The organism is Cupriavidus sp. MEYA8 (assembly GCF_059278825.1).
In genome coordinates this window covers 648284-673999 of record NZ_CM181222.1, presented here as the reverse complement: position 1 = coordinate 673999, position 25716 = coordinate 648284, and the positions used below count along the sequence as shown (strand labels likewise).

Below are 25716 nucleotides of genomic sequence, written 5' to 3'. Positions count from 1 at the left end.
CACTTCGAATGGCGCGCATCTGGCCGCAAGCGTAGAGAGGGGGAGACCTGCACAAATCGGCAGAACGGACTAGGCGGTTTCCCTACGGCACGCGGTTGAGCGATGCCGCGTCGAGAAAGGCCGGGCGTTCGCCGCCGCCATCGATCACGAGGTTGGCGCCCGACACATACGACGCCTGCGGCGAAGCCAGGAACAGGCATGCATTGGCGATGTCATCAGGCTGTGCCAGGCGGCCCAGCGGCACTGTCGCGGCCATCGCGCGCAGTGCCCCGGGATCGCCGTAGTGCTGGTCGCGCGAGGTGTCGGTCAGCACCATGCCCGGACTGACCGCGGCAACGCGCACGCGCGGCGCCCATTCCACCGCGAGGGTGCGCACCGCGTTGAGGATGCCGGCCTTGGCGGCGCCATAGGCCGCGGTGCCGGGCGAGGGCCGCAGCGCGCTGACGCTGCCGACGAACAGTTGCGTGCCGCCGCCGGGCTGCCGCTGCATGCGGGCATTGACGCGCTGCGCCAGCTGCAGCGGTGCCACCAGGTTCAGCCGGATCACCGATTCCAGCAGGCGTGGCGAGGCTTCGGCGACCAGCGCGTACGGCGAGCCGCCGGCGTTGTGGATCACGACGTCCAGCGTGGGGCTGGCCTGCGCGATCTCGGCCAGCATGGCATCGGCCTGTTCGAGGTCGCGTATGTCCGCGGCGATAAAGCGGGCGCTGCGCCCGTCTGCGCTCGGCAGCTCGCCGTCGTGCGCGGGCGCGGTGCGTCCGCAGACGAAGACCTGCGCGCCCGCGCGCAGGAAAGCCTCGCTGATGGCGCGGCCGATGCCGCGCATGCCGCCGGTCACCAGCACGGCCTGGCCGGTGTAGTCGAATCCTGTCATGGGGTCCCCCCTGATGCATGGAGGGCCCATCGTAGGAGAAGTGGAGGGATCGCTCTTAGTCCGAATGAACGATGCCCGGCAGGCCGTGGCTGCGCAATATCGCTGCACGATTCCACGGGAGACGCCCTCATGTCCGCTACGCCACAGCAACCGCCTTCATCCCTGCATCCCAACCTGCCGGTCGGGCGCTTCGTCACCACGTCCGGGGGCCTGCGGCTGCACAGCCTGGACGCTGGCAGTGGCGAACCCGTGGTCTTTATCCACGGCAGCGGCCCGGGCGCGAGCGGGCACAGCAACTTCCGCTTCAACGTGCCGGCCTTCGCTGCGGCGGGCTTCCGTACCGTGGTGGTGGATCTGCCCGGCTATGGCTTGTCGTCCAAGCCGGATGACGTCGAATACACGCTGGATTTCTTCGTCGCCGCGCTACGGGAGCAGCTGGTGGCACTGGAGCTGCAGCGCTGCGTATTGGTCGGCAATTCGCTCGGCGGCGCGATTGCGCTGAAGTACGCGCTGGACTATCCCGAGCATGTGAGCCGGCTGGTCATGATGGCCCCGGGCGGCGTGGAAGAGCGCGAGACCTACTTCCAGATGGAAGGCATCCAGCGCATGGTGTCGCTGTTCACCGGCGGGCACATGAACCCGGACACCATGCGGCAGCTGCTGCAATTGCTGGTGCATGACGCCAGCCTGGTCACCGACGCGCTGGTGGACGAGCGCATGGCGGTGTGCCGCGAGCAGCCGCGCGAGGTGCTGGCCACCATGAGGGTGCCCAACCTGACGGAGCGGCTGGGCGAGATCCGCTGCCCGGTGCTCGGCTTCTGGGGCACGGAGGACCAGTTCAATCCTGCTTCGGGCGCGATGAAGTTCCTCGGCGGCTGCGCCGATGCCCGCTTTGTCATGATCAACCGCTGCGGGCACTGGGTGATGGTCGAGCACGCCGCGTATTTCAATCGCGAATGCCTAGGCTTCCTGGCCGATACCGCGCAGGCCGTGGCGGCATAATTGGCGCGCATATCCATACAACGACATCTCAGGAGACATCATGGAATACCCGTATAGCCTGTTCGACCTGCGCGGCAAGGTAGCCGCCATCACCGGCGCCGCGCGCGGCATCGGCGCGGAAACCGCCCGTGTGCTGGCGGCGGCAGGCGCGAAGGTGGCCGTGCTCGATGTGCTGGAAGCCGACGGCAAGGCCGCCGCCGAGGCCATCTGCGGCGCAGGCGGCGAGGCCGCGTTCTGGCAGCTCGACGTCACCAGCGAAAGCGACGTGGCGCGCGTGCTGGGCGCGGTGGCGGCGCGCTTCGGCGGGCTCGACATCCTCGTCAACAACGCCGGCATCGAAGGCCCGAACGAACCGACCCACCAGGTGGCGCTGGAGCAATGGCAGAAGGTGATGGCGGTGAATGTGACCGGCACCTTCCTGTGCACCAAGCATGCCATCGCGCACATGGAGCGCGCCGGCAGCGGGGCCATCGTCAACGTGTCGTCGATGTATGGCATTGCCGCGGGGCCGGACGTGCCGCCTTACCATGCGTCGAAGGCCGCGGTGCGGATGATGGCCAAGACCGATGCCATGCTCTATGCGGCCAAGGGGATTCGCGCCAACTCTATCCATCCCGGCTATATCCGCACGCCAATGCTCGAGCACGTGGCCCAGGCCTCGGGGCAGGGCGAGGCGCTGTTCGACTATCTCGGCGGCCTGACGCCGGTCGGCCAAGTCGGGCAGCCGCGCGACATCGCGGCGGGCATCCTGTACCTGGTCTCCGATGCCGGACGCTATGTCACCGGCGCCGAGCTGGTGATCGACGGCGGCTACACCGCGCGCTGACAGGACGAGGAGAGCACGATGCCCGATAGCGCCGCGATGAAAGCCACGCTGCTTGCCTATGTCGAACGCTTCAATGCCGGCGATGCCGAGGGCATCGCCGCGCTCTACGCGGACGATGCCACGGTGGAGGATCCGGTCGGCGCGCAGCCGCTTGCCGGCAAGCCGGCCATCCTTGCCTTCTACCAGCACGCCACTTCGCTCGGCGCGCGCCTGGAGATGGTGGCGCCGCCGCGCGGTTCGCACGGCAACGCCGCGGCGCTGACCTTTGCCGTGCATGCGCGGCTTGAAGGACGGGCCGCACGCATCGACGTGACCGACATCATGACGTTCGGCGCGGACGGGCGCATCCAGAGCATGCGCGCCCACTGGGCGCCGGACGACGTGCATTTCCTCTAAGACGACACCGCACCCACCGCACCGATGGTCCGGCGTAGCCGAGACGATGCCGTAGCCACGCGCGGGCGCATTCTTGCCAGCGCGCAGCAACTGATGCGCCAGCGGGGCGTGCATTGCGTCACGCTGGAGGATGTGGCCCGCGCCATCGGCATGACGCGCGGGGCGGTGTATGCCCATTTCCGTTCGCGCGCCGCATTGATGGGCGCGCTGCTGTCCTGTGCCGAAGCGGATCTTGCCGAACGGCTCGCACCGCTGGCCCGGCGCTCCGCCGGCGCGGCCACGGACCTGCTGGAGCCGGCGCTTGCCGCCTTGCTCGATGGCGATGATGGCGATGGCATGGCATGCCATGTCAGCCTGCTGGCGTTCCTGCTGCAGCACAAGTGCGGCACCGCCTGCGAGCTGTGTCCGCTGCGCGCGCGCGTGTTGCAGGGTGCCAATACCCTGCGCAACGCGCTGGCGGCCCGGATGGCCGAGCCAGCCCAGGCTGGCCTGCTGGTCGCGCACCTGTGGGGCTTGCTCAGCGCCCATGCGCTGCAGCTGGCGCCGTCCGGCTTGTCCGGGTGCGCGGCATCGCTGGCGCGGCTGTATGCGGCACCTGGTATGCAACGCGGTGCATGCCCGGACGGGGCCACCGGCCCGGCATTTCCTCGGGATACCCCCTAGTCTGCTCGGACGAAGAGACGGCGGCGAGCGCCGCCTACGATGCTGTCAAAGGACCCGGAAAGGGTGCGGAGGAGACAGCGATGAAGCGGCTCGGATTGCGTTGGGCGGCCGGGCTGGCCGCGGTAGGGGCCGGCCTGGGAGTGGCCTGGGTGCTTGCAGGCGGGAATGGGGTCGCCGTGGCATACGGCGGCCACGATGAAGCCCGTGCTGCCGGCACGGCGGGTCCGGATGGGTGCGATGCTGCCTGCGTGCGCAGCCGGGGCGTTGCGGCCATGGTGGTGCTCAGCCAGCGCCCGCCGCAATGACGGCGGCGGGGTGGTCTTCCACGCTATGGGTCAGCCCTGGCGCTGCGCGTGCAGCGCTTCGGCGCGCGCCTTGACATCCCTTGCCACCTGGTCGAAGCCCTGTTTTACCCAGGCGCCGTGTTCGCGCATGATGGTTTCGGCGTTCAGGCCCAGGAACAGGTCGGTGGTGAAGTAGCGGGTGCGGGCGGGTGCGATTGCTTCTATGTACTGGTCGCGGCGGGCGGCGTCCTTGTTTGCGTCGGTGGGGCGTTGCTCCCACGACAGCAGGCGTTCCGGTTCCCATGCCACGAGGTACTCATTGACCGGGATGATCTGGTCGGTGCCCGGGATGCGGACTTGCATGCGGACCATGTCGCCAAGCTTCGCAGTGGTTTCCAGGCCGGGGCAGAAGGTGTTCCATTCCGCGTAGCGGGGGAAGTCGGTCAGGACTTCCCATACCAGGGAAGCGGGGGCTTCGATTTCCACGGTGATTGAGGTGACCAGATTTTCTGGCTTGGCCATTCTGTTGTCTCCTTTCATTTCTTTGTTTGGGAATCCAACACTAGGGCTGGGCTGTGCGGGGCGCATACCCTGAATGGACGAGTCTGGGTGGACGATGATGATTTGGTGTTGCTGGGGGATACTGGGGGTATGCTCCGCGAGTCTCCGGATGCTGTGAGCTTGGTGCCGGCCTTGGGGGTGATGGTCGGCATTTTTTTTATGGAATGTTGGCTTGCGGCTCGGCATTGACGCGATTGTTGAACGAGCCCAGAGCTGTGGGTGCCTCACCCCATCCCCACCACACTAGACAACAGCATCTTCACCAACACCGCCTGCCTTGTCGCCCCGGTCTTGGCAAAGATCCCCCGCAGGTGCGCGCGTACCGTGTTCTTCTTCACGCCGAGCCTGACGGCTGCTTCATCCAGCGTCAGGCCATCGACCATCAGCAAGGCCAGCTCGATCTCCGTTGGCGTCAGGTGGAACAGCTTGCGCAGGCTGGCGTGCGTGTTGCGCGGCGACCCGGCCGGGTCGCGGATGAATACCGCGACCGCGGGGCGGCGGGCCTTGTCTTCGGTGCGGTAGCTGAGGGGAATGGGCCGCACCAGCACGCTCAGCGGCGTGGCCGCCGCGGGGCGGCTGAGCAGCGTGACTTCGCTGCGCGAGGTGGCCAGTGCGTGGGCTTGCGCGGCGTCTTCGAGGATCTTGCGGAAGCGGCGGTTTTCCACCGGGCAGTGTGCGTGCAGCGTGCCGCCGGACAGATGGAGGCCGTCGCGCTCTTGCAGCAGGCGCCTGGCGACGTCGTTGCTGCGGATGGCCTTGCCGTGTTCGTCGAGGATGATGGTGCCGACCAGCAGCCGGTCCACGGCTTCCGCGTACAGGGCGCGCTCGGATTGCAGCAGGTCGAGCGCGGCATGCAGGTCGACCGCGCGCTTCAGGTGCGGCAGCAGGCCTTGCAGCAGCGCCCTCTCGGTGGCGCCGAAATCCTGGCCGGCCTCGCCGCGGCTGATGAACAGCGCGCATTCCACGCCGTCGGCGGTGACGAGGTTGGCGGCGAGGATATAGCGCAGGTCCAGCGGCGCGAGGTACTGGGTATAGAACGGGTGGGCCAGCCACCCGGCTTCGCCGAACAGTTCATCGGCGCTGAAGAGGCGGTCGGGATGGAGGTCGAGGAAGGGGCACAGCGCGTAGTACTGCTCGCTGTACGAGGGTTCGCCGGGCAGGTGCGGGCCGTAGGCGGAGGCGTTGACGATCAGGCCGGGGCGGTCGGTGGCGGGGTGGCGCAGCACCAGCGTGACGAAGACGGCCTCGAGGCGCTGGCGCACGGTTTCGAGGAAGCCGGCCCAGGGGACGGCTTCGGTGGGACCCTGGTAGAGCTGGGCGAGCAGGGCGCTGAGTTCGGCGGCCTGCAGGGAATGTGGCAGCATGGTCGAGGCGTGTGGGTTGATGGCCGGTGTGCTCCCTCTCCCGCAGGCGGGAGAGGGAGCAAGCAGTCGGCCATGCAAGCGCATTGGTCCCGGGTGGGCGCGGTCAGGATCTGCGGCAGAAACTCGGATTCGCCCATCGTACCCACCCCCACCACGGCCTCATCGTCCATTCAGCCTAAGTCCTATCCCGCAGCCACGCCACGATCCGTTCCGCCGCCTGCTCAGCCGTGTCGGCGGTGGTGTCGATGCGCAGCTCGGGCCGGTCGGGCGCCTCGTACGGCGAATCGATGCCGGTGAAGTTCTTCAGCTCGCCGCGCCGCGCCTTGCGGTACAGGCCCTTGGGGTCGCGCTGCTCGGCCACCGCCAGCGGGGTATCGATGAAGACCTCGACGAATTCGCCGTCGCCCGCCAGCGTGCGCGCCATCTCACGCTCGGAGCGGAACGGCGAGATGAACGACACCAGCACGATCAGCCCCGCATCGAGCATCAGCCTTGCCACTTCAGCCACGCGCCGGATGTTCTCGACGCGGTCGGCTTCGGAGAAGCCCAGGTCCTTGTTCAGCCCATGGCGCACGTTGTCGCCATCGAGCAGGTAGGTGTGGTGGCCGAGCGCATGCAGACGTTTTTCCACCAGGTTGGCGATGGTGGACTTGCCCGCGCCGGACAGCCCGGTGAACCAGACGATGCGCGGCGACTGGTGCTTGAGCGCGGCGTGGGCGCGGCGGTCTACGTCGATGGCCTGCCAGTGGACGTTCTGCGCCCGGCGCAGCGCAAAATGCAGCATGCCGGCGCCGACGGTGTTGTTGGTCAGGCGGTCGATTACGATGAAGCCGCCCAGTTCGCGGCTGCGCGCATAGGGGTCGAACGCCACCGGCCGGTCCAGGTGCAGGTTGCACACGCCGATCTCGTTGAGCTCCAGCGTGCGCGCGGCCAGGTGTTCGAGCGTGTTGACGTTGACCTTGTACTTGGGCTGCGCGACCGTCACGCCCACGGTGCGCGTGCCGAGCTTGAGCAGGTAGGGGCGGCCGGGCAGCATCGCATCCTCGCTCATCCACACCAGCGTGGCTTCGAACTGGTCGGCCACCGCGGGCGGGTCTTCCGCGCACGCGAGCACATCGCCGCGGCTGATGTCGATCTCGTCGGCCAGCGTCAGCGTCACCGCCTGGCCGCGTACCGCATGCTCGCATTCGCCATTGGCGCCGACGATGGCGGCAACGCGGCTTTCGCGGCCCGAGGGCAGCGCGCGCACCCGGTCGCCGCGGCGGATTTCGCCGGCGCTGACGGTGCCGGCGAAGCCGCGGAAATCCAGGTTGGGCCGGTTGACCCACTGCACCGGCAGCCGGAACGACTCGTCCTGCACGGGTGCGCTGTCGATCGGCACGGTTTCCAGGTGCTGCATCAGCGTCGGGCCCTGGTACCACGGCGTGCTGGCGCTGGGCGTGGTGATGTTGTCCCCACGCAGCGCGGACATCGGGATGCAGGTGATATCGGTCAGCCCGATCTGGCGTGCGAATTCGCGGTACTCGGTTTCGATGCGCGTATGGACCTCGCGCGAGTAGTCCACCATGTCGAGCTTGTTGACCGCCAGCACCACGCGCCGGATGCCCAGCGTTGACACCAGGTAGCTGTGCCGGCGCGTCTGCGTCTGCACGCCGCGGCGCGCGTCCACCAGCAGGATGGCCAGGTCGGCGGTGGACGCGCCCGTGACCATGTTGCGGGTGTATTGCTCGTGCCCCGGCGTGTCGGCGACGATGAACTTGCGCTTGTCGGTGGCAAAGAAGCGGTAGGCCACGTCGATGGTGATGCCCTGTTCGCGTTCGGCGGCCAGGCCATCCACCAGCAGCGCGAAGTCGAGGTTGTCGCCCTGCGTGCCCATCTTCCTCGAATCGGCTTCGAGTTGCGCCAGCTGGTCCTCGAACAGCATCTTCGACTCATACAGCAGCCGGCCGATCAGCGTGCTCTTGCCGTCGTCGACGCTGCCGCAGGTGATGAAGCGCAGCAGGCTCTTGCCTTGCTGGGCATGGAGGTAGTGGGCGATCTCGCTCTGCGTGCCCGCAGGCTGCGCCATCGGCGGCGCGGTGTCGATCAGCGTTGCCATCAGAAGTATCCCTCCTGCTTCTTCTTCTCCATCGAACCGGCCGAATCGCTGTCGATCAGCCGTCCCTGGCGCTCCGACGTGGTCGCCAGCAGCATTTCCTGGATGATGCCGCCGAGCGTGTCGGCCTCGCTCTCGATCGCGCCGGTGAGCGGGTAGCAGCCCAGCGTGCGGAAGCGGACCTTGCGCATCCGCGGCGTTTCGCCGGGGCGCAGCGGCAGGCGCTCGTCGTCGACCATGATCAGCGTGCCGTCGCGCTCGACTACCGGACGCTCCCTGGCAAAGTAGAGCGGCACGATCGGGATGTCGTTGAGGTAGATGTATTGCCAGATATCGAGCTCGGTCCAGTTCGACAGCGGAAACACGCGCAGGCTCTCGCCTTTGCGCTTGCGGGTGTTGTACTGGCGCCAGAGTTCGGGGCGCTGCATCTTCGGGTCCCAGCGGTGCTGGGCGGTGCGCACCGAGAACACCCGCTCCTTGGCGCGCGACTTTTCCTCGTCGCGGCGCGCGCCGCCGAAAGCGGCGTCAAAGCCGTAGTGGTCCAGCGCCTGCTTCAGGCCCTGCGTTTTCCATACGTCGGTGTGGACGGCCGAGCCGTGCTCGTGCGGGCTGATATTGCGCTCCACCCCTTCGGGGTTGATATGCACGCGCAGGTCCAGGCCGAGCCGATCGGCGGTCTGGTCGCGGAACGCGATCATCTCGCGGAATTTCCACGTGGTATCGACATGCAGCAGCGGGAACGGCGGCCGCGCGGGGTGGAAGGCCTTCATCGCAAGGTGCAGCATCACGGCGCTGTCCTTGCCGATGGAATAGAGCATGACGGGGTTTTCGCATTCCGCCACCACCTCCCGCATGATGTGGATGCTCTCCGCCTCCAGTTGCTCCAGGTGGGTCAACATCGGGTTCTCCTCTTGGTTTGCCGGCCCATGCACGGATCTCGCGGTGGCCTGGCATGGCCACAAGGTAGCGAGCCGGGGCCCCGCGCCACTTCGTCCGGGCGGACTAGGAAATCGCGGGCCGCGGCATGCAATTCCTAGTCCGCCCGGACGAGGAAGCGCTGGGCCTGCACTGGGTATCGTTGCTTCGCCGACGAACCACGGGAGCAGGCAGATGGCGACCTCCGCCGAAGACCAATTGCTGAGCGGCCACACCTGGGCCGAGTTTTGCGAAGTGCTCAAGCGCAGCGGGCAGCAGATCCTGCGCCCCGAAGCGCCGACCGACGCGCTCACGCGCGCAGAGGGCTTCCGCTACCTGAGCCGCTTGCTGCGCATTGCGCTGGAGATGCATGTGGAGTTCGCCGATCCGGCGTTTCCCGGCTTCTTCTCGCCGTCGCACGAGACCGCCAAGATCGGCGCTGACAATCCGGACAACCTGTACCGCTACGCGCGCCTGGACGGCAATGCGGCGTACCGCATCCGCGGCCGGCGCGGCACGGTGGCGTACCTCAGCTTCGGCACGCAGAAGGGTGGCTACGAAACCGATGGACGCATGGTCCAGACCGGCTTTATCGACAGCAGCCAGCTGGCGGTGGCGGCGGACGGCAGCTTCGAGATCGTCCTCGGCGCTCAGCCGCAGCAGGGCAACTGGGTGCGCATGGAGCCGGCCACCAATGCGCTGGTGGTGCGCCAGACCTTCCTCGACCGCAAGGCAGAGACCCCGGCCGAACTGCATATCGAACGCGTTGACGGCAACGGCAAGCCGCCCGCGCTGAGCGCCGAGCGCCTGCACGGCGGCCTGCTGCGCGCCGCCGGCTTTGTCGAAAGCACCGCGCGCATCTTTGCCGACTGGGCCAGGGGCTACGGTGGCCACGTCAACGCCCTGCCGCCCGCGGACCAGGCCGTGTGCCAGGCGGCGGGCGGCGATCCCAACATCTTCTATTACCACTCCTGCTGGCAGCTCGCGGATGACGAGGCGCTGGTGGTCGAGGTCGACCGGGTGCCGGACTGCGAGTTCTGGAACTTCCAGATCAACAACTACTGGATGGAGTCGCTCGACTACCGCTACCACGACATCTGCATCAACAAGCACGGCGCCCGGCTCGATGCCGGTGGCGGCGTCACCGTCATCCTCAGTGCGGGCGATCCGGGCCTGTCCAACTGGCTGGAGACCGCCGGCCATCGCAACGGCACCATGTGCTGGCGCTGGGTGGGCGCGGCGCAGCCGGCGCATCCGCGCACGCGCGTGGTCAAGCTCGCATCGCTCAGGGAGAACAACGCATGAAGGGCATCAACGTGAAGGGCCTGCTTGCGCAGGCGAGCGAGCAGGCCGGCGGCCTGGCCGACTTCGGCCCGGGCAACTACCGCGAGGCCCTGGACGTGCTGTCCGATTCGCTGGCACGCGAGGCCGGCCTCTCGCAGCAAGGCGAGCAACTGCTGCAAGCCAAGCTGCAGGCCCAGCTGGTGAACCGGCTGGTGATCCAGGACTACTGCCGGCGCCATCCGGGGATCCTGCAGGAGCGCGTGGAAGACCCGCTGGTCATCGTCGGGCTGCCGCGCACCGGCACCACGCTGCTGCAGCGCATGCTGGCTACCGACGCGCGCTTCTGCTCGGCGGCGTGGTGGGAAACCCGCTACCCCGCGCCGCTGCCCGGCGAGGACGTGCGCGATGCCAGCCGGCGCATTGCGCTGGCGCGCGACGAAGTGGCGCAGATGATCCGCTTCATCCCGGACATCCTCGCCATCCATCCGCTCGACGCCATGGCCGCCGACGAGGAATTCATGCTGATGGAGCATTCATTCCTGTGCGCAATGGACTCCTACGCCAACGTGCCCGGCTACACCGGCTGGCTGGCGTGCCAGGACCGCACCGAGGTCTACGACTACCTGAAGACCATGCTGCAGTTCCTGCAGTGGCAGAAGCGCCAGCGCGGCGAGGGGACCGCGCAGCGCTGGGTGCTGAAGACCCCGCAGCATTTGCATACGCTGGGAGTCCTGTTCCGGGTGTTCCCGGGCGCGCAGGTGGTGCTGACCCACCGCGATCCGGTCCAGACCATCCCGTCGATGGCCAGCATGGCGCATACGTTGTGGAAGATGTACGCCGATGCGCCGGATCCGGTCGCGGTAGGCCGCCAATGGAGCGAACAGATGCGGCGCGGCACCGATCACGCCATGGCCGTGCGCGACGCCATGCCCGCCGGCCGCTTCCTCGACGTGCGTTTCGAGGATACGGTGCGCGATCCCTTCGGTGTGGCGCAGGCGGTCTATCGCTTCGCCGGCATGCCGCTGACCGAGGCCGCGCGCGCCGGCATGTGGGCATGGATGGAAAGCAATCCGCGCAACCGGCGCGCGGCGCACGCCTATACGCCCGAGCAGTTCGGGCTGAGCCAGGCACAGCTGGCACGCGATTTCGCCGGCTATCGCGCACGCCATGTGCTGAGCCGCGACTGATACCGAAAACACACCGAGGAGACATCCACATGCTGCTGAAAGACAAGATCGTGATCGTATCGGGCATCGGCCCCGGTCTGGGCATCAAGCTGGCGGTAGAGGCCGCGCGCGAGGGCGCCCGCGCCGTTGCCATCGCCGCGCGCACCGCCGCGAAGCTGGACGAGGCCCAGGCCCGCATCGATGCACTGGGCGCCGACTGTGAAGTGCTGAAGGTGGTGACCGACATCACCGACCGCGCCCAGTCCCGCCATCTCGCCAGCGAGACCGTGCGCCGCTTCGGCCGCATCGACGCGCTGGTCAACAGCGCCTTCCAGCACGGCAATTTCCCCGAGCCGGTGGAAGCCGCCGACCTGGACGTCTGGCGCCAGGTGTTCGACACCAATGTCTTCGGCACCATGACGCTGACGCAGGAGGTGGCCGCGCTGATGAAGCCGCAGGGCGGCGGCGCCATCGTGATGATCAACACCCAGGCCACGCGCAAGCCGATGCCCGGCGAATCGGGCTACGCCGCGTCCAAGGGCGCGCTGGCGGTGGCGGTCAAGTACCTGGCGCGCGAGCTGGGGCCGCATGGCATCCGCGCCAACAGCATCTTCATGGGCTGGATGTGGGGCGCGCCGGTGCAGGGTTATGTGCGCCACGCCGCGGCCGAACAGGGGGTCGCCGAGGACGCTATCATCGCACCGGTGGCTTCCCAGATTGCGTTGGGCCGCATGCCGACGGACGACGACTGCGCGCGCGCGGCGCTGTTCCTGGTGTCGGACTACGCCCGTGCGATCACCGGGGCCTCGCTGGATGCCAACGGTGGCGACTTCATGCCCTGACCGGCCGGACCGACTGCTCTACTGCCAACTGCCATGACCCGCTACTTTGCCTTCAACGGCGACGCCGACGGCCTGTGTGCCCTGCAGCAGCTGCGCCTGGCCCGTCGTTTGCACCCCGGCGATGCGGCGCTGGTCACCGGCGTCAAGCGCGATATCCGCCTGCTCGAGCGGATCGACGCCTGTGCCGGAGATACCGTGACGGCGCTGGACATCTCGCTCGAACAGAACCGCGACGGGCTGCTGCGGCTGCTCGCCGCCGGTGCGCAGGTGGACTACTTCGACCACCACCACGCCGGCGAGCTGCCGTCGCATGCCGGTCTGCGCGCGCATATCGACGAAAGCGCGGCGGTCTGCACCAGCATCCTGGTCGACCGCCACCTCGACGGGCGCCACCGGCGCTGGGCGATCACCGCCGCCTTTGGCGACAACCTCGGCGACGTGGCGCGCGCGATGGCGGCGCAGGCGCGGCTGGACGCGCGCGAAACCCTGATGCTGGAACGGCTCGGCACCTGCCTGAACTACAACGCGTATGGCGAGTGCGTGGCGGACCTGCATTGCGATCCCGCCGAGCTGGCGCAGCACATGCTGCCGTTCGCCGACCCGCTGGAGTTCGCCGCGCAGTGCGCCACCTACGCGCTGCTGTGCGATGGCTACGAGGACGACATGGCCCAGGCGCGCCGCCTGTCGCCCGTGCATGAAGTCCCCGGCGCCGCGCTGCTGGTGCTGCCGGACGCACCGTGGGCACGGCGCGCGATCGGTGTGCTGGCCAACGAGCTGGTGCGCGGACGTCCCGGCGATGCGATCGGCCTGCTGTCGCCCAAATCCGGCGGCGGCTTTGCGGTCAGCGTGCGCGTGCCGGCGCACAGCATCACCGGTGCGGCCGACTTCTGCCGCGCCTTCGAGACCGGAGGCGGCCGGCGCCTGGCCGGGGGCATCAACCACCTGCCCGACGCCGAAGTGGAGCGCTTCACGCGCAGCTTTGCCGACTGCTTCGGCGCGCCGTTCAACCAGGCTGGCCCGGCGGGACAAACTCCGTAACCTCCAGGTCGAAGCCGGTGACCGCGCGGTAAGGCACCGGATGGCTGAGCAGGCGCAGCTTGTGCGCGCCCACATCGCGCAGGATCTGCGCCCCGACCCCCAGCGCGCGCTGCGCGAAGGCCGGCGCCGGCGCGGCGGCAGGCGGCGCGGCCAGCCGCGCCAGCCGCTGCTGCGGCGATTCGCGCTCGTCCAGCAGCACCAGCACGCCGCAGCCCTCGGCGCCGATGCGGGCGAGCGAGCGTTCCAGGTTCCAGGCGGGCTGAGAGGTGGACTGCGCCGGCGTGCCGAAGGCCAGCACGTCGCGCTGCATTTCCACCGCCTGCACGCGCGTCAGTACCGGCCTGGACGGATCGGGCTCGCCCAGCACCAATGCCAGGTGCAGCGCGTCGGCAGGGGCGTCGTGGTAGGCGTGCACGGTGAAGCGCCCGAACGGCGTATCCAGCCCGGTCGAGCAGGTACGGCGCAGCGCGCCTTCGGTCAGCAGCCGGTGGTGGATCAGCCCGCTGATCGAGACCGCGGCTAACCCGTGGCGTTGCGCAAACGCCAGCAGGCCGGGGCCGCGCAGCAGGTCGCCGTCGTCATCAAGCAGCATCGCATAGGCGCCGGCGGCGACACGCCCGGCCAGCCGCGGCAGGTCGGAGCAGGCCTCGGCAAAGCCGGCGCGGCGCAGCACGCCGTCGGCCTGCGCTACCACCGGAAAGATGTGTCCCGGCTGGACCAGGTCTGCCGGTTGGGCGCGCGCCGCTGCCGCCACGCGCAGCGTCAGCGCCCGGTCCGCCGCGGAAATGCCGGTGCTGACGCCGGTGGCCGCTTCGATCGACACCGTGTAGCGCTCGCGCTGGCGCTGGCTGGCGGCCATCGGCGGCAACTGCAGCCGGTCGCGGCGCGCCTCGGTGATGGCCATGCAGACCAGGCCGCGCGCCTCGGCGGCCATGAAGTTGACGTCGGCCTCGGTGGTGCGTTCGGCGGTAACCAGCACGCAGCCGGTGGCCTCGGTGGTCTCGTCCTCGATCACCACCACGCGCTGGCCAGCGGCCAGTGCGGCAAGCACGTCGGCCATCGGCGGCAAGGCGTTGGCCGTGCTCATGCTGCCTCCTGCCGGCTGCTGCCGAACGCGTGGCGCAGCGCCGCTGCGGCCGCATCCAGTGCGTCGCTGGCGGCATCGATCACGCCCTGCATGCTGATGAAGCCATGGAACTGCCCCGGCCAGCGGCGCACGGTGGCGCTGCTGGCCGCGCGCTGCAGCGCTTCGCCGTAGCCTTCGCCCTGGTCGCGCAGCGGGTCGTACTCGGCGGTGATGATGGTGGCCGGTGGCAAGCCATGCAGGTCGCGCTGGCGCAGCGGGCTGGCGCGCACGTCCGCGGCATCGGCGCGATTGCCGAGATACTGGGCGCGATACCAGTCCAGTTCCGCCGCGCTCAGGAAGTAGCCGGTTGCGCATTCGCGGTAGCTGGCGCTGCCGGTCGCGGCATCGGTGCAGTCCAGGTAAGGGTAGAGCAGCAGTTGGTGCCGCAGGGCAATGCCGCTGCCGCGCACCTGCTGGCAGGCTACGGCGGCGAGGTTGCCACCGGCGCTGTCGCCCGCCACGGCGATCCGCGCCGGATCCGCACCCAGTTGCGCCGCATGCGCAGCCGCCCATCGCACCGCCGCGACCGCGTCTTCCGCGGCGGCCGGGAAGCGCGCTTCCGGCGCGAGCCGGTAGTCGACCGACAGCACCAGCGCGCCGCTGCGGCGCGCCAGGCTGCGGCAGATGTTGTCGTGCGAATCGAGGCCGCACAGCACGAAGCCGCCGCCGTGGAAATAGATCACCAGCGGCAGCGCGGCGCTGTCGTCCGGCCGGTACAGGCGCGCCCGCAGCGGGCCGGCCGCACCGTCCAGGATCAGGTCGTGCTGCGCGGCGATGGCATCGCCGGGTGCGAATCCGGGCATGGCCGCCAGCGCGGCACGGTAGTCGGCGGCGCGCAGCGTGGAGAAGTCGGGGCTGGGCAAGGCGGCCATGGCATCAAGCATGGCGCGGGCCTGGGGGTCGAGCGGCATGGTGTCTCCCGGTTGCGGTTGAGGATTCAAGTTCGGAGCGCGATCTCAGAGCGCGAAGGCTGGCTGGCTGCCGGCGGCAATGCCTTGCGCGCGCGCCAGCGCGGCGTGCGCCGCCTGCTCGTGCGGCAGGATCCAGAAGCGGCCGGCCGACACGCCGTCGAGGATCACGCGCGCGACCTCGTCCGGCGTCATGCCGGCGGCAATGCCGCTGCGCAGCGCGCCGTTCATCTGGTTCACCTCCTGCGGCCCGGCGCCGTCCAGGCCCGCGGCAATGCCGGTGGCGACCGGGCCGGGGCAGACCACCGACACCCGGATCGGCAGGCCGGCCGCCTGCAGCTCCAGCGCCAGTCCTTCGCTGAGCGCTACCACGCCCTGCTTGGACAGCGTGTAGGGCGCCAGCCAGGGGCCGACCGCGAGCCCGGCCATCGACGCCACGTTGACGATATGGCCCGAACCCTGCGCCGCCATGCGCGGCACGAAGCAGCGCAGTGCGTACAGCACGCTCCACAGGTTGATGCGCAGCACGCGCTCAAAGACCTCCGGCGCCAGCTCCCAGCAGCGGCCCGTGGCCAGCACCCCGGCGTTGTTGACTAGCAGGTCGACACGGCCCAGGCGCAGGAAGGCTTCAGCGCACAGGTGCTCCATCTGCCGCAAGTCGGATACGTCGGTCGGGACCGCGATCGCGATGGCGCCCTGGCCGGCAAGCGCCGCGCGCGTCGCTTCGAGCGCGTCGGCGTCGATGTCCGCCAGTGCCAGCGCATAGCCCTGCGCCGCCAATGCATGCGCCAGCGCGCCGCCGATGCCGCTGCCCGCACCGGTAATCACTGCGGCCTGCTGCCGCGGGTTTGCCGCCATGGTGATGGTTCTCCGTAGGAAAAAGACGTGGAAAAAGGCGGGGATTGCCGCCCATGCACGACTTGTAGCGGCGCCGCGGCGGCGCGGCATCGTCTGTTTGGGTGGGGCGGCGCCACCTGGCGTCATGCGGATTCACATGGCGTCACATGGCACCCCATGACGCCTAGGGGTTTGCCCGCAGCCGGACGGCCATGGGTTGGTCCTTAGTCTGTTTGGAGTATGTGTTTGCGCCGCCGGCGCGTGAGGATTGGCCTGTCCCTCGGGACTAGTCCGGCATGCGTGCCATGCCGGCGTGGACTAGGGCAAACCATGAAGGCGGGGGGCAAGCCGCGACCCCTGCGCCGTCCCTATAATCGGGGCACAAAAAAAGGGCCACAGAGCCCGCACAGGAAGGCCAGCCGACCGGCACGTCCGGTGCGCTGCGCACGCCACAATGGAGACAGAGGAAATGCTGATGGAGGCGAGCCACAATCAGGCAGCCGCGCACCTGTTCGCGCAGACGACGGTGTCGCTGTCTGACTTCAGCGCGTTGCTGGGCAATATCTACCAGGGACCGATGGAGCAGGTGCCATGGGGCAAGGCGCTGGAGCAGATCCGCAGGCAGCTCGACGCCAACTACGTCACGCTGATCCTGCGTTCGCCGGCCACGGACCGGCGCGGGCTCATGATCAATGCCTCGGAGCATGGCGGTTCGACCCTGCCGGGGGAGACCTCGTACAACAACTACTACTACGCGCTCGATCCCTTCATCGGCCTGCCGTCGGACCGGGTGGTGACCATCGACGAGCATCTAGGGCCGGGCGTCTGGTGCCAGAGCGAGATCTACCTGCAGTTCCTCAAGGACGTCGGCATCCGCTACATCCTGGGCGCGGACCTGCGTACCGACGACGGCGTCGAATGCCGCTTCCGTGTCTGCCGCAAGCATGAGGGCCGCGATTTCTCGGCCGCGGACAAGGCGCTGTGCACCGCGCTGCTGCCGCACCTGAAGCGCGCGGTGGACCTGCATTCGCGCCTCGACGTGGTGGAGTCGGAGCGCACCGTCTATGCCAGCGCCATCGACCGCATGCTGGTCGGCATGGTGATCCTGGACGAGACCGGCGCCATCATCAAGACCAACGCCGCGGCCGACGAGATCCTGGGCGCCAAGGACGGCATCCGGATTGCCAAGGGCGGGCTGGACGTCGAGTACGGCCAGGAGAACCGCAAGTTCCAGCGCCTGCTGCGCCAGGCAATGATGGGGCACCTGGGCACCGCGCCGGCGGTGATGGAGGCGATGTCGATCACGCGTCCGTCCGGCAGCGCCAGGCTGGGCGTGCTGATCCGCACCATCCCGCTCAGCGAGTGGTCGGAGGACAACCGCAAGCGCCCGGCCTGCGTGGTCTTCATCCGCGATCCGGAGCGGCGCTCGCAGGCCTCGCACGATGTGGTGCGCCAGCTGTTCGACTTCACGCCGGCGGAGACGCAACTGGCGCTGCAGCTGGCCAACGGGCTCACGCTCGACGAAGCCGCCGATGAACTCGGCATCAGCAAGAACACGGCACGCGCGCACCTGCGCGCGATCTTCTCCAAGACCGGCGTGACCCGGCAGGCCACGCTGGTGCGCATGCTGCTGAGCAGCGTGATTTCGCTGGGCTGATGTAAGCGTCAGGGCTTTGCGCTGAGCACCAGCGCAAAGCCCTGCGGGGTCTGCAGTACCGCGCGGGTCTCATGCGGGCCCTGCGCCGCGGGCAGCGTCACGCTGGCCCCCGCACCCACCAGCCGCGCAATCGCCGCGGCAAAGTCTTTCCCCTCATCCACCTTGAACGCGAGCGCGGGCTGGTCGACCAGCCGTTCTTCACCGGCCACCAGCGCCAGCGTCAGCGCGCCCGCGTCCAGCGCGCAATAGCGGTCGCCGTCGCGAAATTTCACGGCGAGTCCGAGTCCTTGCGTGAAGAACGGCAGCGCGGTGTCGATGTCCGTGACGGGGTAAAGCAGCAGTCTGGCTTGCATGTGTCTTGGTCCTTTCGAAGGTCAAAAGCGGGCATCGTTGCCCGCGAATCATGATAGGGATGGGCCAGGCACTGCTCATAATCCAATCAGACGATGTTGCAACGCCTTGCGCCGCCCACACTGCAAGCACACAGGCCGCTTCCGGCCCGAGGCGCGGCAACCGGCGGCGTCCCGGCAGCGGTCCTGAACCATCAATGCCAGGGAAGGGGACTGCAATGCGTTTTTCGCTGATCTATGAAGCACAGACCGTCGATGCCTCGCGCGCCGGCGACCACAAGGTGTTCGATGAAATCATGGAACAGGTGGTGCTGGCCGAGGACATGGGCTTCGACGTGGTCTGGGCGGTCGAGCACACCGCGCTGACCAACTACGCGCACATGAGCGCGCCGGAGACTTTCCTCGCCTTTGTCGCCGGGCGCACGCAGCGCATCGGCATCGGCCACGGCGTGGTGTGCCTGCCGCCGGCGATGAACCACCCGGTCAAGGTGGCCGAGCGCATCGCCACGCTCGACATCCTGTCCGGCGGCCGCGTGCACTTCGGCGTGGGCAAGGGCGGCACGCAGCAGGAGGCGGGCACGTTCGGCTACGACCTGAACAGCCTGCACCCGATGATCGACGAGTCGATGTACCTGATCCCGAGGATCATGACGCAGGACGAGATCGAGCACGATGGCGAGTTCATCAAGATCCCGCGCCGCCCGATCCACCCCAAGCCGCGCCAGGACCCGCATCCGCTGATGTACCTGGCCTGCACTAATGCCGATACGCTGCAGCGCGCCGGCGCGCGCGGCATGGGCGCGCTGGTGCTCGGCTTTGGCGGCCCCGAGGATGTGGCGAAGAAGAACGAGATCTATCGCGCCGCGTGGGAAAGCCGCAAGGCCGAGGACCAGGTGGGCTTCCGCCCGCACCAGCACCTGGCGGCGCTGTGCCCGACCATCGTGCTGGAAGACGGCCTGGCTGCGCGCAAGATCGGCATCAAGGGCCAGCGCTATTTCATGGAGTCGCTGTCGTACTGGTATGCCGGCGGCGAGCGCCCGGATCCGTCCGCGTGGGACGACGAGCATGTCACCGCCACCGACGCGCAGGGCAAGGCCGTCATCAATACCAGGTTCGCTTCCGAGAAGGTCTCGGTCGACTTCAGCGACCCCTCGATGATGATGCTGAACCCGAACCATGCCTACGGCACGGTGGAGGATTGCATCGGCTACGTGCAGCGGCTGATCGATGCCGGCGCCGACGAGATCCTGTTTATCTGCCAGATGGGCACGGTGCCGCAGTGGGCGCAGATGGAGACCATCCGCAATATCGGCGAGCACGTGATCCCGCATTTCCGCAAGCAGGGCCGCAAGCTGAGCGCGGTGGCGTGAACGTTTGCTGATCGATGGTTTGCTCCCCTCTCCCGCGAGCGGGAGAGGGGGGCCGGGGGAGAGGGCCGGCGCATCCACGAAGTGCCGCAGGAAACAGCTAGTCCCATCAGACGATGGCGCCCCGCCCGCCCGATGCAAACATCAACGCCAGCCACAAGACAAAGCGAAAAGGAGACCGCGGTGCATCACGACAACAACCCCAAGGAACTGGCCGCACGCCTGATCGCGCGCGCCGAGCAGATGATCCCCGTGCTGGCGCAGCGCGCCGCGCAGGCAGAGTCCGAAGCGCGTATCCCCGCCGAAACTATCGCCGAGATGCAGGCCGCCGGCTTCTTCAAGGTGCTGCAGCCGCGCCGCTACGGTGGCTATGAACTCGACCCGCAGACCTTCTTCCGCATCCAGATGGCGCTGGCCAAAGGCTGCATGTCCACCGCCTGGGTCTACGGCGTGGTCGGCGTGCACAACTGGCAGCTCGCCCTGTTCGACGAACGCGCGCAGCAAGAGGTCTGGGGCAACGATCCCACCACGCTGATCGCCTCGACCTACATGCCGGTCGGCGAGGTCACCCCGGTCGAAGGCGGCTACCGTTTCTCAGGCCACTGGAAGTTCTCCAGCGGCAGCGAACTGTGCGACTGGATCTTCCTCGGGGGCCTGGTGCCGCCGTCCGAACCGGGCGGTGCCTACGATTACCGCACCTTCCTGCTGCCGCGCACCGACTACAAGATCGTGCGCAACTGGGATGTGCTGGGACTGCGCGCCACCGGCAGCCACGATATCGTCGTCGATGACGTGTTCGTCCCCGACTACCGCACCCATCGCGCCGTCGATGGCGCCATGGGCACCAGCCCGGGCCTTGCCGTCAACGACGTGCCGCTATATCGCCTGCCGTTCGCGCAGATCTTCGTGCGTGCCGTGTGCACCGCGTGCATCGGCGCGCTGGAAGGCACCCTTGACGATTTCGTCGCCTACGCCGACGGCCGCGTCAGCAGCAACGGCGGCAGCAAGACCGCCGAGGACGGCGGTGCGCAACTGGCCTGCGCCAATGCCCAGGTGGCCGTCGACGAAATGCGCACCGTCCTCGAACGCAATTTCGACGAGCTGCTGGCCGTAGCGCGTGAAGGCGGCCAGGTGCAGACGCCGCGACGGCTGCATTTCCGCTACCAGTCGTCGCAGGTGGCCGAGCGCTGCGCGCAGCTCGCCAACAGCCTGCTGCGCTATGCCGGCGGCAACGGCATCTACCGCACCAACCCGATGGTGCGCCGCTTCCTCGACCTGCACGCGGCACGCGCCCACTACGCCAACAACCTGGACCGCTTCGGCCAGAACCTGGGCGGCGTGATGATGGGCCGCGCCAACACCGACTTCTTCATCTGAAGCCGCGCACCGGCAAGGGAACCCATCATGACCCAGAACACAGCGCGCCTGCAGGCCAGGGAGTTTGACGTGGTGGTGGTCGGCTCGGGCGCCGGCGGCATGCTGGCCGCCTGCCGGGCCGCCGACCGCGGGCTGTCGGTGGTGGTGCTGGAGAAGAGCAGCCAGTACGGCGGCACCTCGGCGGTGTCCGGCGGCGGCATCTGGATCCCGCTCAACCACCATATCGCGCCGGCGGGCGGGCAGGACGACTACGCCAAGGCGCTCGAGTACATACTCGCCTGCACCGGCGACGACGGCGACCCGCGGCGGATCCGCGCCTACCTGGAGCAGGCGCCGCGCATGCTGCAATACCTGGAGCAGCAGACCGGTGTGCGTTACTACACGCTGCCGCGCTACGCCGACTACTTCCAGAAGCTGCCCGGCGCGATGCCCGGCTACCGCGCGCTCGACCCGATGCCGTTCGACGGTGCGCGCCTGCGTGAGGAGTTCGACCGGCTGCGTCCGCCGTCACCCGGCACGCTGGTGGGCGGCCGCGTGGCCGTGACCTCCGGCGAGGCGCACGCGCTGCTGTGCCGCTCGCCCGGCTGGTTCGGACTGGCGGTGCGCCAGTTCGCCCGCTACTGGCTCGACTTCGGCTGGCGCCGCAAGACCCGGCGCGACCGCCGCCTTACGCTCGGCAACAGCCTGGCCGGCGGCCTGCGGCGGGCAATGATGGACCGCGCGATCCCGCTGTGGCTCGACACCGCGCTGCAAGACCTGGTCGTCGAAGACGGCTCGGTCCGCGGTGTGCGCGCCGTGCAGGACGGGCAGGTGGTGGAAATCCGCGCGCTGCATGGCGTGATCCTGGCCGCCGGCGGCTTCGAGCGCAGCCAGGCCATGCGCGAGCAATACCTGCCGCAGCCGACGCAGGCCGGCTGGAGCGCGACGCCGCCCAACAACACCGGCGACGCGATCCGCGCGGGGCAGGCCGCCGGCGCCGGCGTCGCCCTGATGTCGCATGTGTGGGGCGCGCCGACTGTGCAGGTGCAGGGCGAGGAAAAGCAGCGCGCGCTCTTTATCGAGCGCGCCATGCCGGGCTGCCTGGTGGTGAACGGGCAGGGCCGCCGCTTCGTCAACGAGGCCGCGCCGTATTCCGAGTTCGTGCCGGCCATGTACCGCGACCACGACAAGACCGGCTGCAGCGTGCCGGCGTGGATGGTGTTCGACGCCACCTTCCGCCACAAGTACCCGTGCGGGCCGATCCTGCCTGCCTCGGTGATGCCGGACCGCAGCATTCCGGCCGGCCTGTCCGGCATCCTGGTGCGCGCCGACACGCTGGCGCAGTTGGCGCAGCGGATCGGCGTGGACGCCGACGGGCTCGCCGGCAGCGTCGCCCGCATGAACCGCTACGCCGCCACCGGCGTGGACGAGGAATTCGGCAAGGGCGACAACCTGTTCGATACCTACTACAGCGACCCGGCGGTGCGCCCCAACCCGTGCCTGGCGCCGATCGGCAAGGCGCCGTTCTACGCCGTGCGGCTCGATGCCGGCGATATCGGCACCAAGGGCGGACTGGTGACCGACGCCAGCGCGCGCGTGCTGCGGGAGGACGGCAGCGCTATCGCCGGGCTGTTCGCCATCGGCAATACCAGTGCCTCGATGATGGGCACCAGCTATCCCGGCGCGGGCTCGACGCTCGGGCCCGCGATGACCTTCGGCTATATCGCTGCGGACGTGATCGCGCAGCAAGCGCGGCAGCCTGCCGCCGCGCCCCACGCTCAAACCGTACAGGAGGCCCTATGAGCGCCAATCCGGAATCCAGCCAGACGTTGCGCGACGACATGCTGAAGGCGATGCGCCGCATGGCGCGCTCGGTGGCGGTCATCAGCTGCCGCGATGGCGAGCGCCGCTATTCGATGTCGGTGACGGCGGTCGATTCGCTGTCGGCGGATCCGCCATCGCTGCTGATCTGCATCAACCGCAACTCGTCGATCTATCCGCCGCTCGATGCCGGCACCGATTTCTGCATCAACCTGCTGGCCGCCGACCACCAGGACATCGCGGTCGATTGCAGCGGCCGCCTCAAGGGCGAGGAACGCTTCACCAGCGGCGAGTGGGAGGACGACCTGCTCGGCGTGCCGTGCCTGCGCAATGCCCAGGCCAACCTGGTGTGCCGGCAGGACGGCCGCTTCGACTATGGCACCCACGCTGTCTTCATCGGCCGGCTGCGCGAGGTGCGGCTGGCAGGCGAGGTGTCACCGCTGGTCTATGTCGACGGCGCCTATACCACCTCCGCGCCGCTGCGCGCGCTGTGTTCCGCCTGAGCCCCGGAGGCGCCAGCATGCATCCCGATTCCGTCACGCCGGTCTACGCACCGCTGCGGCTCGATGACCCGGACGCGCATCCGTGGCAGGCCGCCTGCGATGCTGTGGTAGTGGGCTTCGGCGCCGCCGGTGCCTGCGCAGCGCTGGAAGCCGCGCGCGGCGGCGCGCGCGTGATCGTCGCCGAGCGCTTCGAAGGCGGCGGCGCCAGCGCCAAGAGCGGCGGCGTGGTGTATGCCGGCGGCGGCACGTCCTACCAGGCCGCCGCGGGCTATGCCGATACGCCGCGGGCGATGGCGGATTACCTGCGCCAGGAGACCGGCGGCGTCGTCAGCGAAGGCACGCTGCAGTCCTTCTGCGAGCGCAGCCGCGACATGCTGGCCTGGCTGGAAGACGTGGGCGTGCGCTTTGCCGCCACCGTGCCGCCGCGCAAGACGTCGTACCCGGCGCAGCCGTATTACCTCTATTACTCCGGCAACGAAGCCGTGCCGGCGTACGCGCAGCATGCCGCACCGGCCCCGCGCGGGCATCGCGTGAAAGGCCCCGGCATGTCCGGGCGCACGCTGTACGGCGCGCTGCGCGGCGCCGTGGAAGCCCGGGCGGAAATCACGGTCATGCGCCAGGCCGCGGCGCGCCGGCTGATCGTCGACAAGGACGGCGCAGTCATCGGCATCGAGCTGTGGCAGGTGCCGCCGGAACGCCACCAGAAGCGCCACGCGCGCCTGGCGCGGCTGGCCGAGCGCCTGCACAACGCCATGCCGGGCGTTGCCGACCTGCTGCGCCAGCGCGTGCTGCAGCTCGAGCTGCGCCATGCGCAGCGCGTGGCAGTGCGCACCCGCGCCGTCGTGCTGGCCACCGGCGGCTTTATCTTCAACCGCGCCATGGTGGCGCGCCATGCCGGCAAGTACCTGCAGAACTGGCGCCTCGGCGCGACCGGGTGCGACGGCAGCGGCATCCGGCTCGGCGAATCGGCGGGCGCGGCCACGCGACACCTGGAGCGCGTGTCGGCCTGGCGCTTTATCAATCCGCCGTTCGACTGGGCGCGCGGTTGCGTGGTCGACGCTCGGGGCGAGCGCATCGGCAACGAGGAAACCTATGGCGCCACGCTGGGCCACGCCATCTGCGAGCGGCATGGCGGGCGCGCCTGGCTGATCCTGGACCGCGCGCTGGCGCGCGCCGCACTGCGTGAATGCCTGGGCGGCCGCCTGTGGGCGTTCCAGGCCTTGCCCGCGGCGATGCTGTTGCTCGCCGGCGCCAGGCGTGCGTCCAGCATCGAGGCGCTGGCCGGCAAGCTGGGCATGCCGCCGGCCGCACTGCGCGCTACCGTCGACGCCTGCAGCGCCGCTGCCCGCGGAGAGATTCCCGACCCGGCCGGCAAGTCCGCGCCGATGTGCGCCTCGCTGGAGGCCGGGCCATGGCTCGCCATCGACATCTCGGCGAACTCCCGCGTCTTCCCCTGTCCGGCGATCACGCTCGGCGGCTTGTCCGTGGAAGAGTCGAGCGGCCGTGTGCTGGCCGTCGCAGGCGGCGCCCCCATTTCGGGCCTCTACGCCGTCGGCCGGACCGCGGTGGGCATCGCCTCCAACCATTACGTAAGCGGCCTGTCGCTTGCCGACTGCATCTGGTCGGGGCGCAATGCCGGCCGCCACCTGACACAACAGCCCGCCGGCGAGCGGCAGGCACACACCAACGAGGAGATTACCCATGAGCCGACGTACTGAAGGCAAGATCGCGATCGTCACCGGGGCCGCCAGCGGCGTCGGCAAGGAAGACGCCCTGCTGCTGGCCCGCGAAGGCGCGCGCGTGGTGCTGACCGACCTGAACGAGGAAGCGGGCCACGCGCTGGCGCGCGAGATCGGCGAGACCGCGCTGTTCGTGCCGCACGACATCGCCAGCGAAGCCGGCTGGCAGCAGGTGATGGCGCGCACCGAGCAGCGCTTCGGCGCGCCCGGCGTGCTGGTCAACAACGCCGCCATCCTGATGCTGGGCTCGGTCGAGGATGCCACGCTGGAGCAATGGCAGCGCGTGATGCGCATCAACGCCGACGGCTACTTCCTGGGCTGCAAGTACGGCGTGGCCGCGATGAAGGCAGGTGGCGGCAGCATCGTCAACATGTCGTCGGTGGCAGCACTGGGCGGCATGGGTGCGTTCTGCGCCTACAGCGCCAGCAAGGGCGCGGTGGCGGCGCTGACGCGTGCCGTCGCGGGCCATTGCAAGCAGAGCGGCTACCGCATCCGCTGCAACTCGATCCATCCCGACGGCATCCTCACGCCGATGACCGCTGCCTTCCTGCCGGGCGGCGCGGCGGCCCTGCCGGAAGAGGTGGGCGGCGCCGAGCCGATGCAGCGCATGTGCCATCCGCGCGACGTCGCCAACCTGGTGCTGTTCCTGGCGTCGGACGAATCGCGCTTCATCAACGGCGCGGAACTGCGCATCGACAACGCACAGACCATCATGGGCGTGGCCTGACGCCACCCCCGGCGA

At 69.0% G+C, this 25716-nt stretch carries 24 protein-coding genes; 15 read left to right on the top strand and 9 right to left on the bottom strand.

Annotated elements, in window-relative coordinates; genetic code table 11:
• Window positions 1–82 precede the first annotated feature (82 nt).
• Window positions 83–874: an SDR family oxidoreductase gene (locus AC5WJ1_RS20160; protein WP_195427954.1), complete on the bottom strand. Its 792-nt coding sequence runs from the start codon at window positions 872–874 to the stop codon at window positions 83–85.
• A gap of 129 nt (window positions 875–1003) precedes the next feature.
• Between AC5WJ1_RS20160 and AC5WJ1_RS20155 the strand changes: the two genes are divergently transcribed.
• The 4 genes from AC5WJ1_RS20155 to AC5WJ1_RS20140 are packed head-to-tail and all read left to right on the top strand — an operon-like array spanning window position 1004 to window position 3761.
• Window positions 1004–1876, top strand: coding sequence for an alpha/beta fold hydrolase (locus AC5WJ1_RS20155; protein ID WP_133094810.1), 873 nt, complete (start codon window positions 1004–1006; stop codon window positions 1874–1876).
• A gap of 40 nt (window positions 1877–1916) precedes the next feature.
• Window positions 1917–2702, top strand: coding sequence for an SDR family NAD(P)-dependent oxidoreductase (locus AC5WJ1_RS20150; RefSeq protein WP_494476922.1), 786 nt, complete (start codon window positions 1917–1919; stop codon window positions 2700–2702).
• Between the two features lie 18 nt (window positions 2703–2720).
• Complete coding sequence (locus tag AC5WJ1_RS20145; protein ID WP_195427951.1) at window positions 2721–3098, top strand: nuclear transport factor 2 family protein; 378 nt, start codon at window positions 2721–2723, stop codon at window positions 3096–3098.
• Window positions 3099–3122: 24 nt separating this feature from the next.
• Window positions 3123–3761 carry a TetR/AcrR family transcriptional regulator gene (locus AC5WJ1_RS20140; RefSeq protein WP_133094813.1) on the top strand — a complete coding sequence of 213 codons (639 nt, stop codon included), beginning with the start codon at window positions 3123–3125 and terminating at the stop codon, window positions 3759–3761.
• 335 nt (window positions 3762–4096) lie between these two features.
• Here the strand turns inward: AC5WJ1_RS20140 and AC5WJ1_RS20135 are convergent, their stop codons facing one another.
• The 4 genes from AC5WJ1_RS20135 to cysD form a co-directional block, all read right to left on the bottom strand.
• On the bottom strand, window positions 4097–4567 hold the full coding sequence (locus AC5WJ1_RS20135) for an SRPBCC domain-containing protein (protein WP_494476921.1): 471 nt from the start codon (window positions 4565–4567) through the stop codon (window positions 4097–4099).
• Window positions 4568–4830: 263 nt separating this feature from the next.
• Window positions 4831–5970: a helix-turn-helix transcriptional regulator gene (locus AC5WJ1_RS20130; RefSeq protein ID WP_133094816.1), complete on the bottom strand. Its 1140-nt coding sequence runs from the start codon at window positions 5968–5970 to the stop codon at window positions 4831–4833.
• A gap of 175 nt (window positions 5971–6145) precedes the next feature.
• Window positions 6146–8068: a sulfate adenylyltransferase subunit CysN gene (gene cysN / locus AC5WJ1_RS20125; protein WP_494476920.1), complete on the bottom strand. Its 1923-nt coding sequence runs from the start codon at window positions 8066–8068 to the stop codon at window positions 6146–6148.
• Window positions 8068–8964 (bottom strand): sulfate adenylyltransferase subunit CysD, encoded by an 897-nt coding sequence (gene cysD, locus AC5WJ1_RS20120; RefSeq protein WP_063239596.1) that lies wholly within the window; start codon window positions 8962–8964, stop codon window positions 8068–8070. The genes cysN and cysD overlap by 1 nt, the downstream gene beginning before the upstream one ends.
• 211 nt (window positions 8965–9175) lie before the next feature.
• On the opposite strand from cysD, the gene AC5WJ1_RS20115 reads away from it, so the two are divergent.
• The 4 genes from AC5WJ1_RS20115 to AC5WJ1_RS20100 are packed head-to-tail and all read left to right on the top strand — an operon-like array spanning window position 9176 to window position 13310.
• Complete coding sequence (locus AC5WJ1_RS20115; RefSeq protein ID WP_135703589.1) at window positions 9176–10285, top strand: DUF1214 domain-containing protein; 1110 nt, start codon at window positions 9176–9178, stop codon at window positions 10283–10285.
• The gene (locus tag AC5WJ1_RS20110; protein ID WP_135703590.1) at window positions 10282–11451 is read left to right on the top strand and encodes a sulfotransferase family protein; all 1170 of its coding nucleotides are present in this window, start codon (window positions 10282–10284) and stop codon (window positions 11449–11451) included. Before AC5WJ1_RS20115 ends, AC5WJ1_RS20110 begins: the two co-directional genes overlap by 4 nt.
• Window positions 11452–11480: 29 nt before the next feature.
• Window positions 11481–12272: an SDR family oxidoreductase gene (locus AC5WJ1_RS20105; protein WP_135703591.1), complete on the top strand. Its 792-nt coding sequence runs from the start codon at window positions 11481–11483 to the stop codon at window positions 12270–12272.
• Window positions 12273–12305: 33 nt separating this feature from the next.
• Complete coding sequence (locus AC5WJ1_RS20100; RefSeq protein WP_135703592.1) at window positions 12306–13310, top strand: acetyltransferase; 1005 nt, start codon at window positions 12306–12308, stop codon at window positions 13308–13310.
• Here the strand turns inward: AC5WJ1_RS20100 and AC5WJ1_RS20095 are convergent.
• The 3 genes from AC5WJ1_RS20095 to AC5WJ1_RS20085 are packed head-to-tail and all read right to left on the bottom strand — an operon-like array spanning window position 13276 to window position 16202.
• Complete coding sequence (locus AC5WJ1_RS20095) at window positions 13276–14397, bottom strand: 3,4-dihydroxy-2-butanone-4-phosphate synthase (protein ID WP_135703593.1); 1122 nt, start codon at window positions 14395–14397, stop codon at window positions 13276–13278. The two genes, AC5WJ1_RS20100 and AC5WJ1_RS20095, sit on opposite strands and share 35 nt — an antisense overlap.
• The gene (gene lipP1, locus AC5WJ1_RS20090; RefSeq protein ID WP_135703594.1) at window positions 14394–15347 is read right to left on the bottom strand and encodes a LipP1 family hormone-sensitive lipase; all 954 of its coding nucleotides are present in this window, start codon (window positions 15345–15347) and stop codon (window positions 14394–14396) included. Before lipP1 ends, AC5WJ1_RS20095 begins: the two co-directional genes overlap by 4 nt.
• Before the next feature lie 45 nt (window positions 15348–15392).
• Window positions 15393–16202, bottom strand: coding sequence for an SDR family NAD(P)-dependent oxidoreductase (locus tag AC5WJ1_RS20085; protein ID WP_135703595.1), 810 nt, complete (start codon window positions 16200–16202; stop codon window positions 15393–15395).
• Window positions 16203–16650: 448 nt separating this feature from the next.
• Between AC5WJ1_RS20085 and AC5WJ1_RS20080 the strand changes: the two genes are divergently transcribed.
• Window positions 16651–17838, top strand: a complete 1188-nt coding sequence (locus AC5WJ1_RS20080; protein WP_135704007.1) for a helix-turn-helix transcriptional regulator — start codon at window positions 16651–16653, stop codon at window positions 17836–17838.
• Between the two features lie 8 nt (window positions 17839–17846).
• Here AC5WJ1_RS20080 and AC5WJ1_RS20075 read toward each other — a convergent pair whose 3' ends face one another.
• Window positions 17847–18191 (bottom strand): VOC family protein, encoded by a 345-nt coding sequence (locus AC5WJ1_RS20075; protein ID WP_135703596.1) that lies wholly within the window; start codon window positions 18189–18191, stop codon window positions 17847–17849.
• 215 nt (window positions 18192–18406) lie between these two features.
• Between AC5WJ1_RS20075 and AC5WJ1_RS20070 the strand changes: the two genes are divergently transcribed.
• The 6 genes from AC5WJ1_RS20070 (at window position 18407) to AC5WJ1_RS20045 (ending at window position 25701) form a co-directional block, all read left to right on the top strand.
• A complete protein-coding gene (locus tag AC5WJ1_RS20070; protein WP_135703597.1) occupies window positions 18407–19558 on the top strand; it encodes an LLM class flavin-dependent oxidoreductase in 1152 nt (383 codons plus the stop codon).
• A 180-nt stretch (window positions 19559–19738) separates the two neighbouring features.
• On the top strand, window positions 19739–20932 hold the full coding sequence (locus tag AC5WJ1_RS20065) for a flavin-dependent monooxygenase (protein WP_494476919.1): 1194 nt from the start codon (window positions 19739–19741) through the stop codon (window positions 20930–20932).
• 27 nt (window positions 20933–20959) lie between these two features.
• Window positions 20960–22714, top strand: coding sequence for an FAD-dependent oxidoreductase (locus tag AC5WJ1_RS20060; RefSeq protein WP_135703598.1), 1755 nt, complete (start codon window positions 20960–20962; stop codon window positions 22712–22714).
• The gene (locus AC5WJ1_RS20055) at window positions 22711–23235 is read left to right on the top strand and encodes a flavin reductase family protein (RefSeq protein WP_135703599.1); all 525 of its coding nucleotides are present in this window, start codon (window positions 22711–22713) and stop codon (window positions 23233–23235) included. The genes AC5WJ1_RS20060 and AC5WJ1_RS20055 overlap by 4 nt, the downstream gene beginning before the upstream one ends.
• Before the next feature lie 17 nt (window positions 23236–23252).
• Entirely contained in the window at window positions 23253–24953 is a 1701-nt protein-coding gene (locus tag AC5WJ1_RS20050) for an FAD-binding protein (RefSeq protein ID WP_135703600.1), read from the top strand.
• Entirely contained in the window at window positions 24937–25701 is a 765-nt protein-coding gene (locus AC5WJ1_RS20045; protein WP_133094833.1) for an SDR family oxidoreductase, read from the top strand. The genes AC5WJ1_RS20050 and AC5WJ1_RS20045 overlap by 17 nt, the downstream gene beginning before the upstream one ends.
• Window positions 25702–25716 lie beyond the last annotated feature (15 nt).

Coding starts and splice junctions, on each gene's coding strand:
- AC5WJ1_RS20155 (WP_133094810.1), top strand. CDS start 1,004: ATGTCCGCTACGCCACAGCAACCGCCTTCATCCCTGCATCCCAACCTG.
- AC5WJ1_RS20150 (WP_494476922.1), top strand. CDS start 1,917: ATGGAATACCCGTATAGCCTGTTCGACCTGCGCGGCAAGGTAGCCGCC.
- AC5WJ1_RS20130 (WP_133094816.1), bottom strand. CDS start 5,970: ATGCTGCCACATTCCCTGCAGGCCGCCGAACTCAGCGCCCTGCTCGCC.
- cysN (WP_494476920.1), bottom strand. CDS start 8,068: ATGGCAACGCTGATCGACACCGCGCCGCCGATGGCGCAGCCTGCGGGC.
- AC5WJ1_RS20075 (WP_135703596.1), bottom strand. CDS start 18,191: ATGCAAGCCAGACTGCTGCTTTACCCCGTCACGGACATCGACACCGCG.
- AC5WJ1_RS20110 (WP_135703590.1), top strand. CDS start 10,282: ATGAAGGGCATCAACGTGAAGGGCCTGCTTGCGCAGGCGAGCGAGCAG.
- lipP1 (WP_135703594.1), bottom strand. CDS start 15,347: ATGCCGCTCGACCCCCAGGCCCGCGCCATGCTTGATGCCATGGCCGCC.
- AC5WJ1_RS20115 (WP_135703589.1), top strand. CDS start 9,176: ATGGCGACCTCCGCCGAAGACCAATTGCTGAGCGGCCACACCTGGGCC.
- AC5WJ1_RS20100 (WP_135703592.1), top strand. CDS start 12,306: ATGACCCGCTACTTTGCCTTCAACGGCGACGCCGACGGCCTGTGTGCC.
- AC5WJ1_RS20055 (WP_135703599.1), top strand. CDS start 22,711: ATGAGCGCCAATCCGGAATCCAGCCAGACGTTGCGCGACGACATGCTG.
- AC5WJ1_RS20070 (WP_135703597.1), top strand. CDS start 18,407: ATGCGTTTTTCGCTGATCTATGAAGCACAGACCGTCGATGCCTCGCGC.
- AC5WJ1_RS20085 (WP_135703595.1), bottom strand. CDS start 16,202: ATGGCGGCAAACCCGCGGCAGCAGGCCGCAGTGATTACCGGTGCGGGC.
- AC5WJ1_RS20095 (WP_135703593.1), bottom strand. CDS start 14,397: ATGAGCACGGCCAACGCCTTGCCGCCGATGGCCGACGTGCTTGCCGCA.
- AC5WJ1_RS20045 (WP_133094833.1), top strand. CDS start 24,937: ATGAGCCGACGTACTGAAGGCAAGATCGCGATCGTCACCGGGGCCGCC.
- AC5WJ1_RS20080 (WP_135704007.1), top strand. CDS start 16,651: ATGCTGATGGAGGCGAGCCACAATCAGGCAGCCGCGCACCTGTTCGCG.
- AC5WJ1_RS20060 (WP_135703598.1), top strand. CDS start 20,960: ATGACCCAGAACACAGCGCGCCTGCAGGCCAGGGAGTTTGACGTGGTG.
- AC5WJ1_RS20050 (WP_135703600.1), top strand. CDS start 23,253: ATGCATCCCGATTCCGTCACGCCGGTCTACGCACCGCTGCGGCTCGAT.
- cysD (WP_063239596.1), bottom strand. CDS start 8,964: ATGTTGACCCACCTGGAGCAACTGGAGGCGGAGAGCATCCACATCATG.
- AC5WJ1_RS20160 (WP_195427954.1), bottom strand. CDS start 874: ATGACAGGATTCGACTACACCGGCCAGGCCGTGCTGGTGACCGGCGGC.
- AC5WJ1_RS20145 (WP_195427951.1), top strand. CDS start 2,721: ATGCCCGATAGCGCCGCGATGAAAGCCACGCTGCTTGCCTATGTCGAA.
- AC5WJ1_RS20140 (WP_133094813.1), top strand. CDS start 3,123: ATGGTCCGGCGTAGCCGAGACGATGCCGTAGCCACGCGCGGGCGCATT.
- AC5WJ1_RS20105 (WP_135703591.1), top strand. CDS start 11,481: ATGCTGCTGAAAGACAAGATCGTGATCGTATCGGGCATCGGCCCCGGT.
- AC5WJ1_RS20135 (WP_494476921.1), bottom strand. CDS start 4,567: ATGGCCAAGCCAGAAAATCTGGTCACCTCAATCACCGTGGAAATCGAA.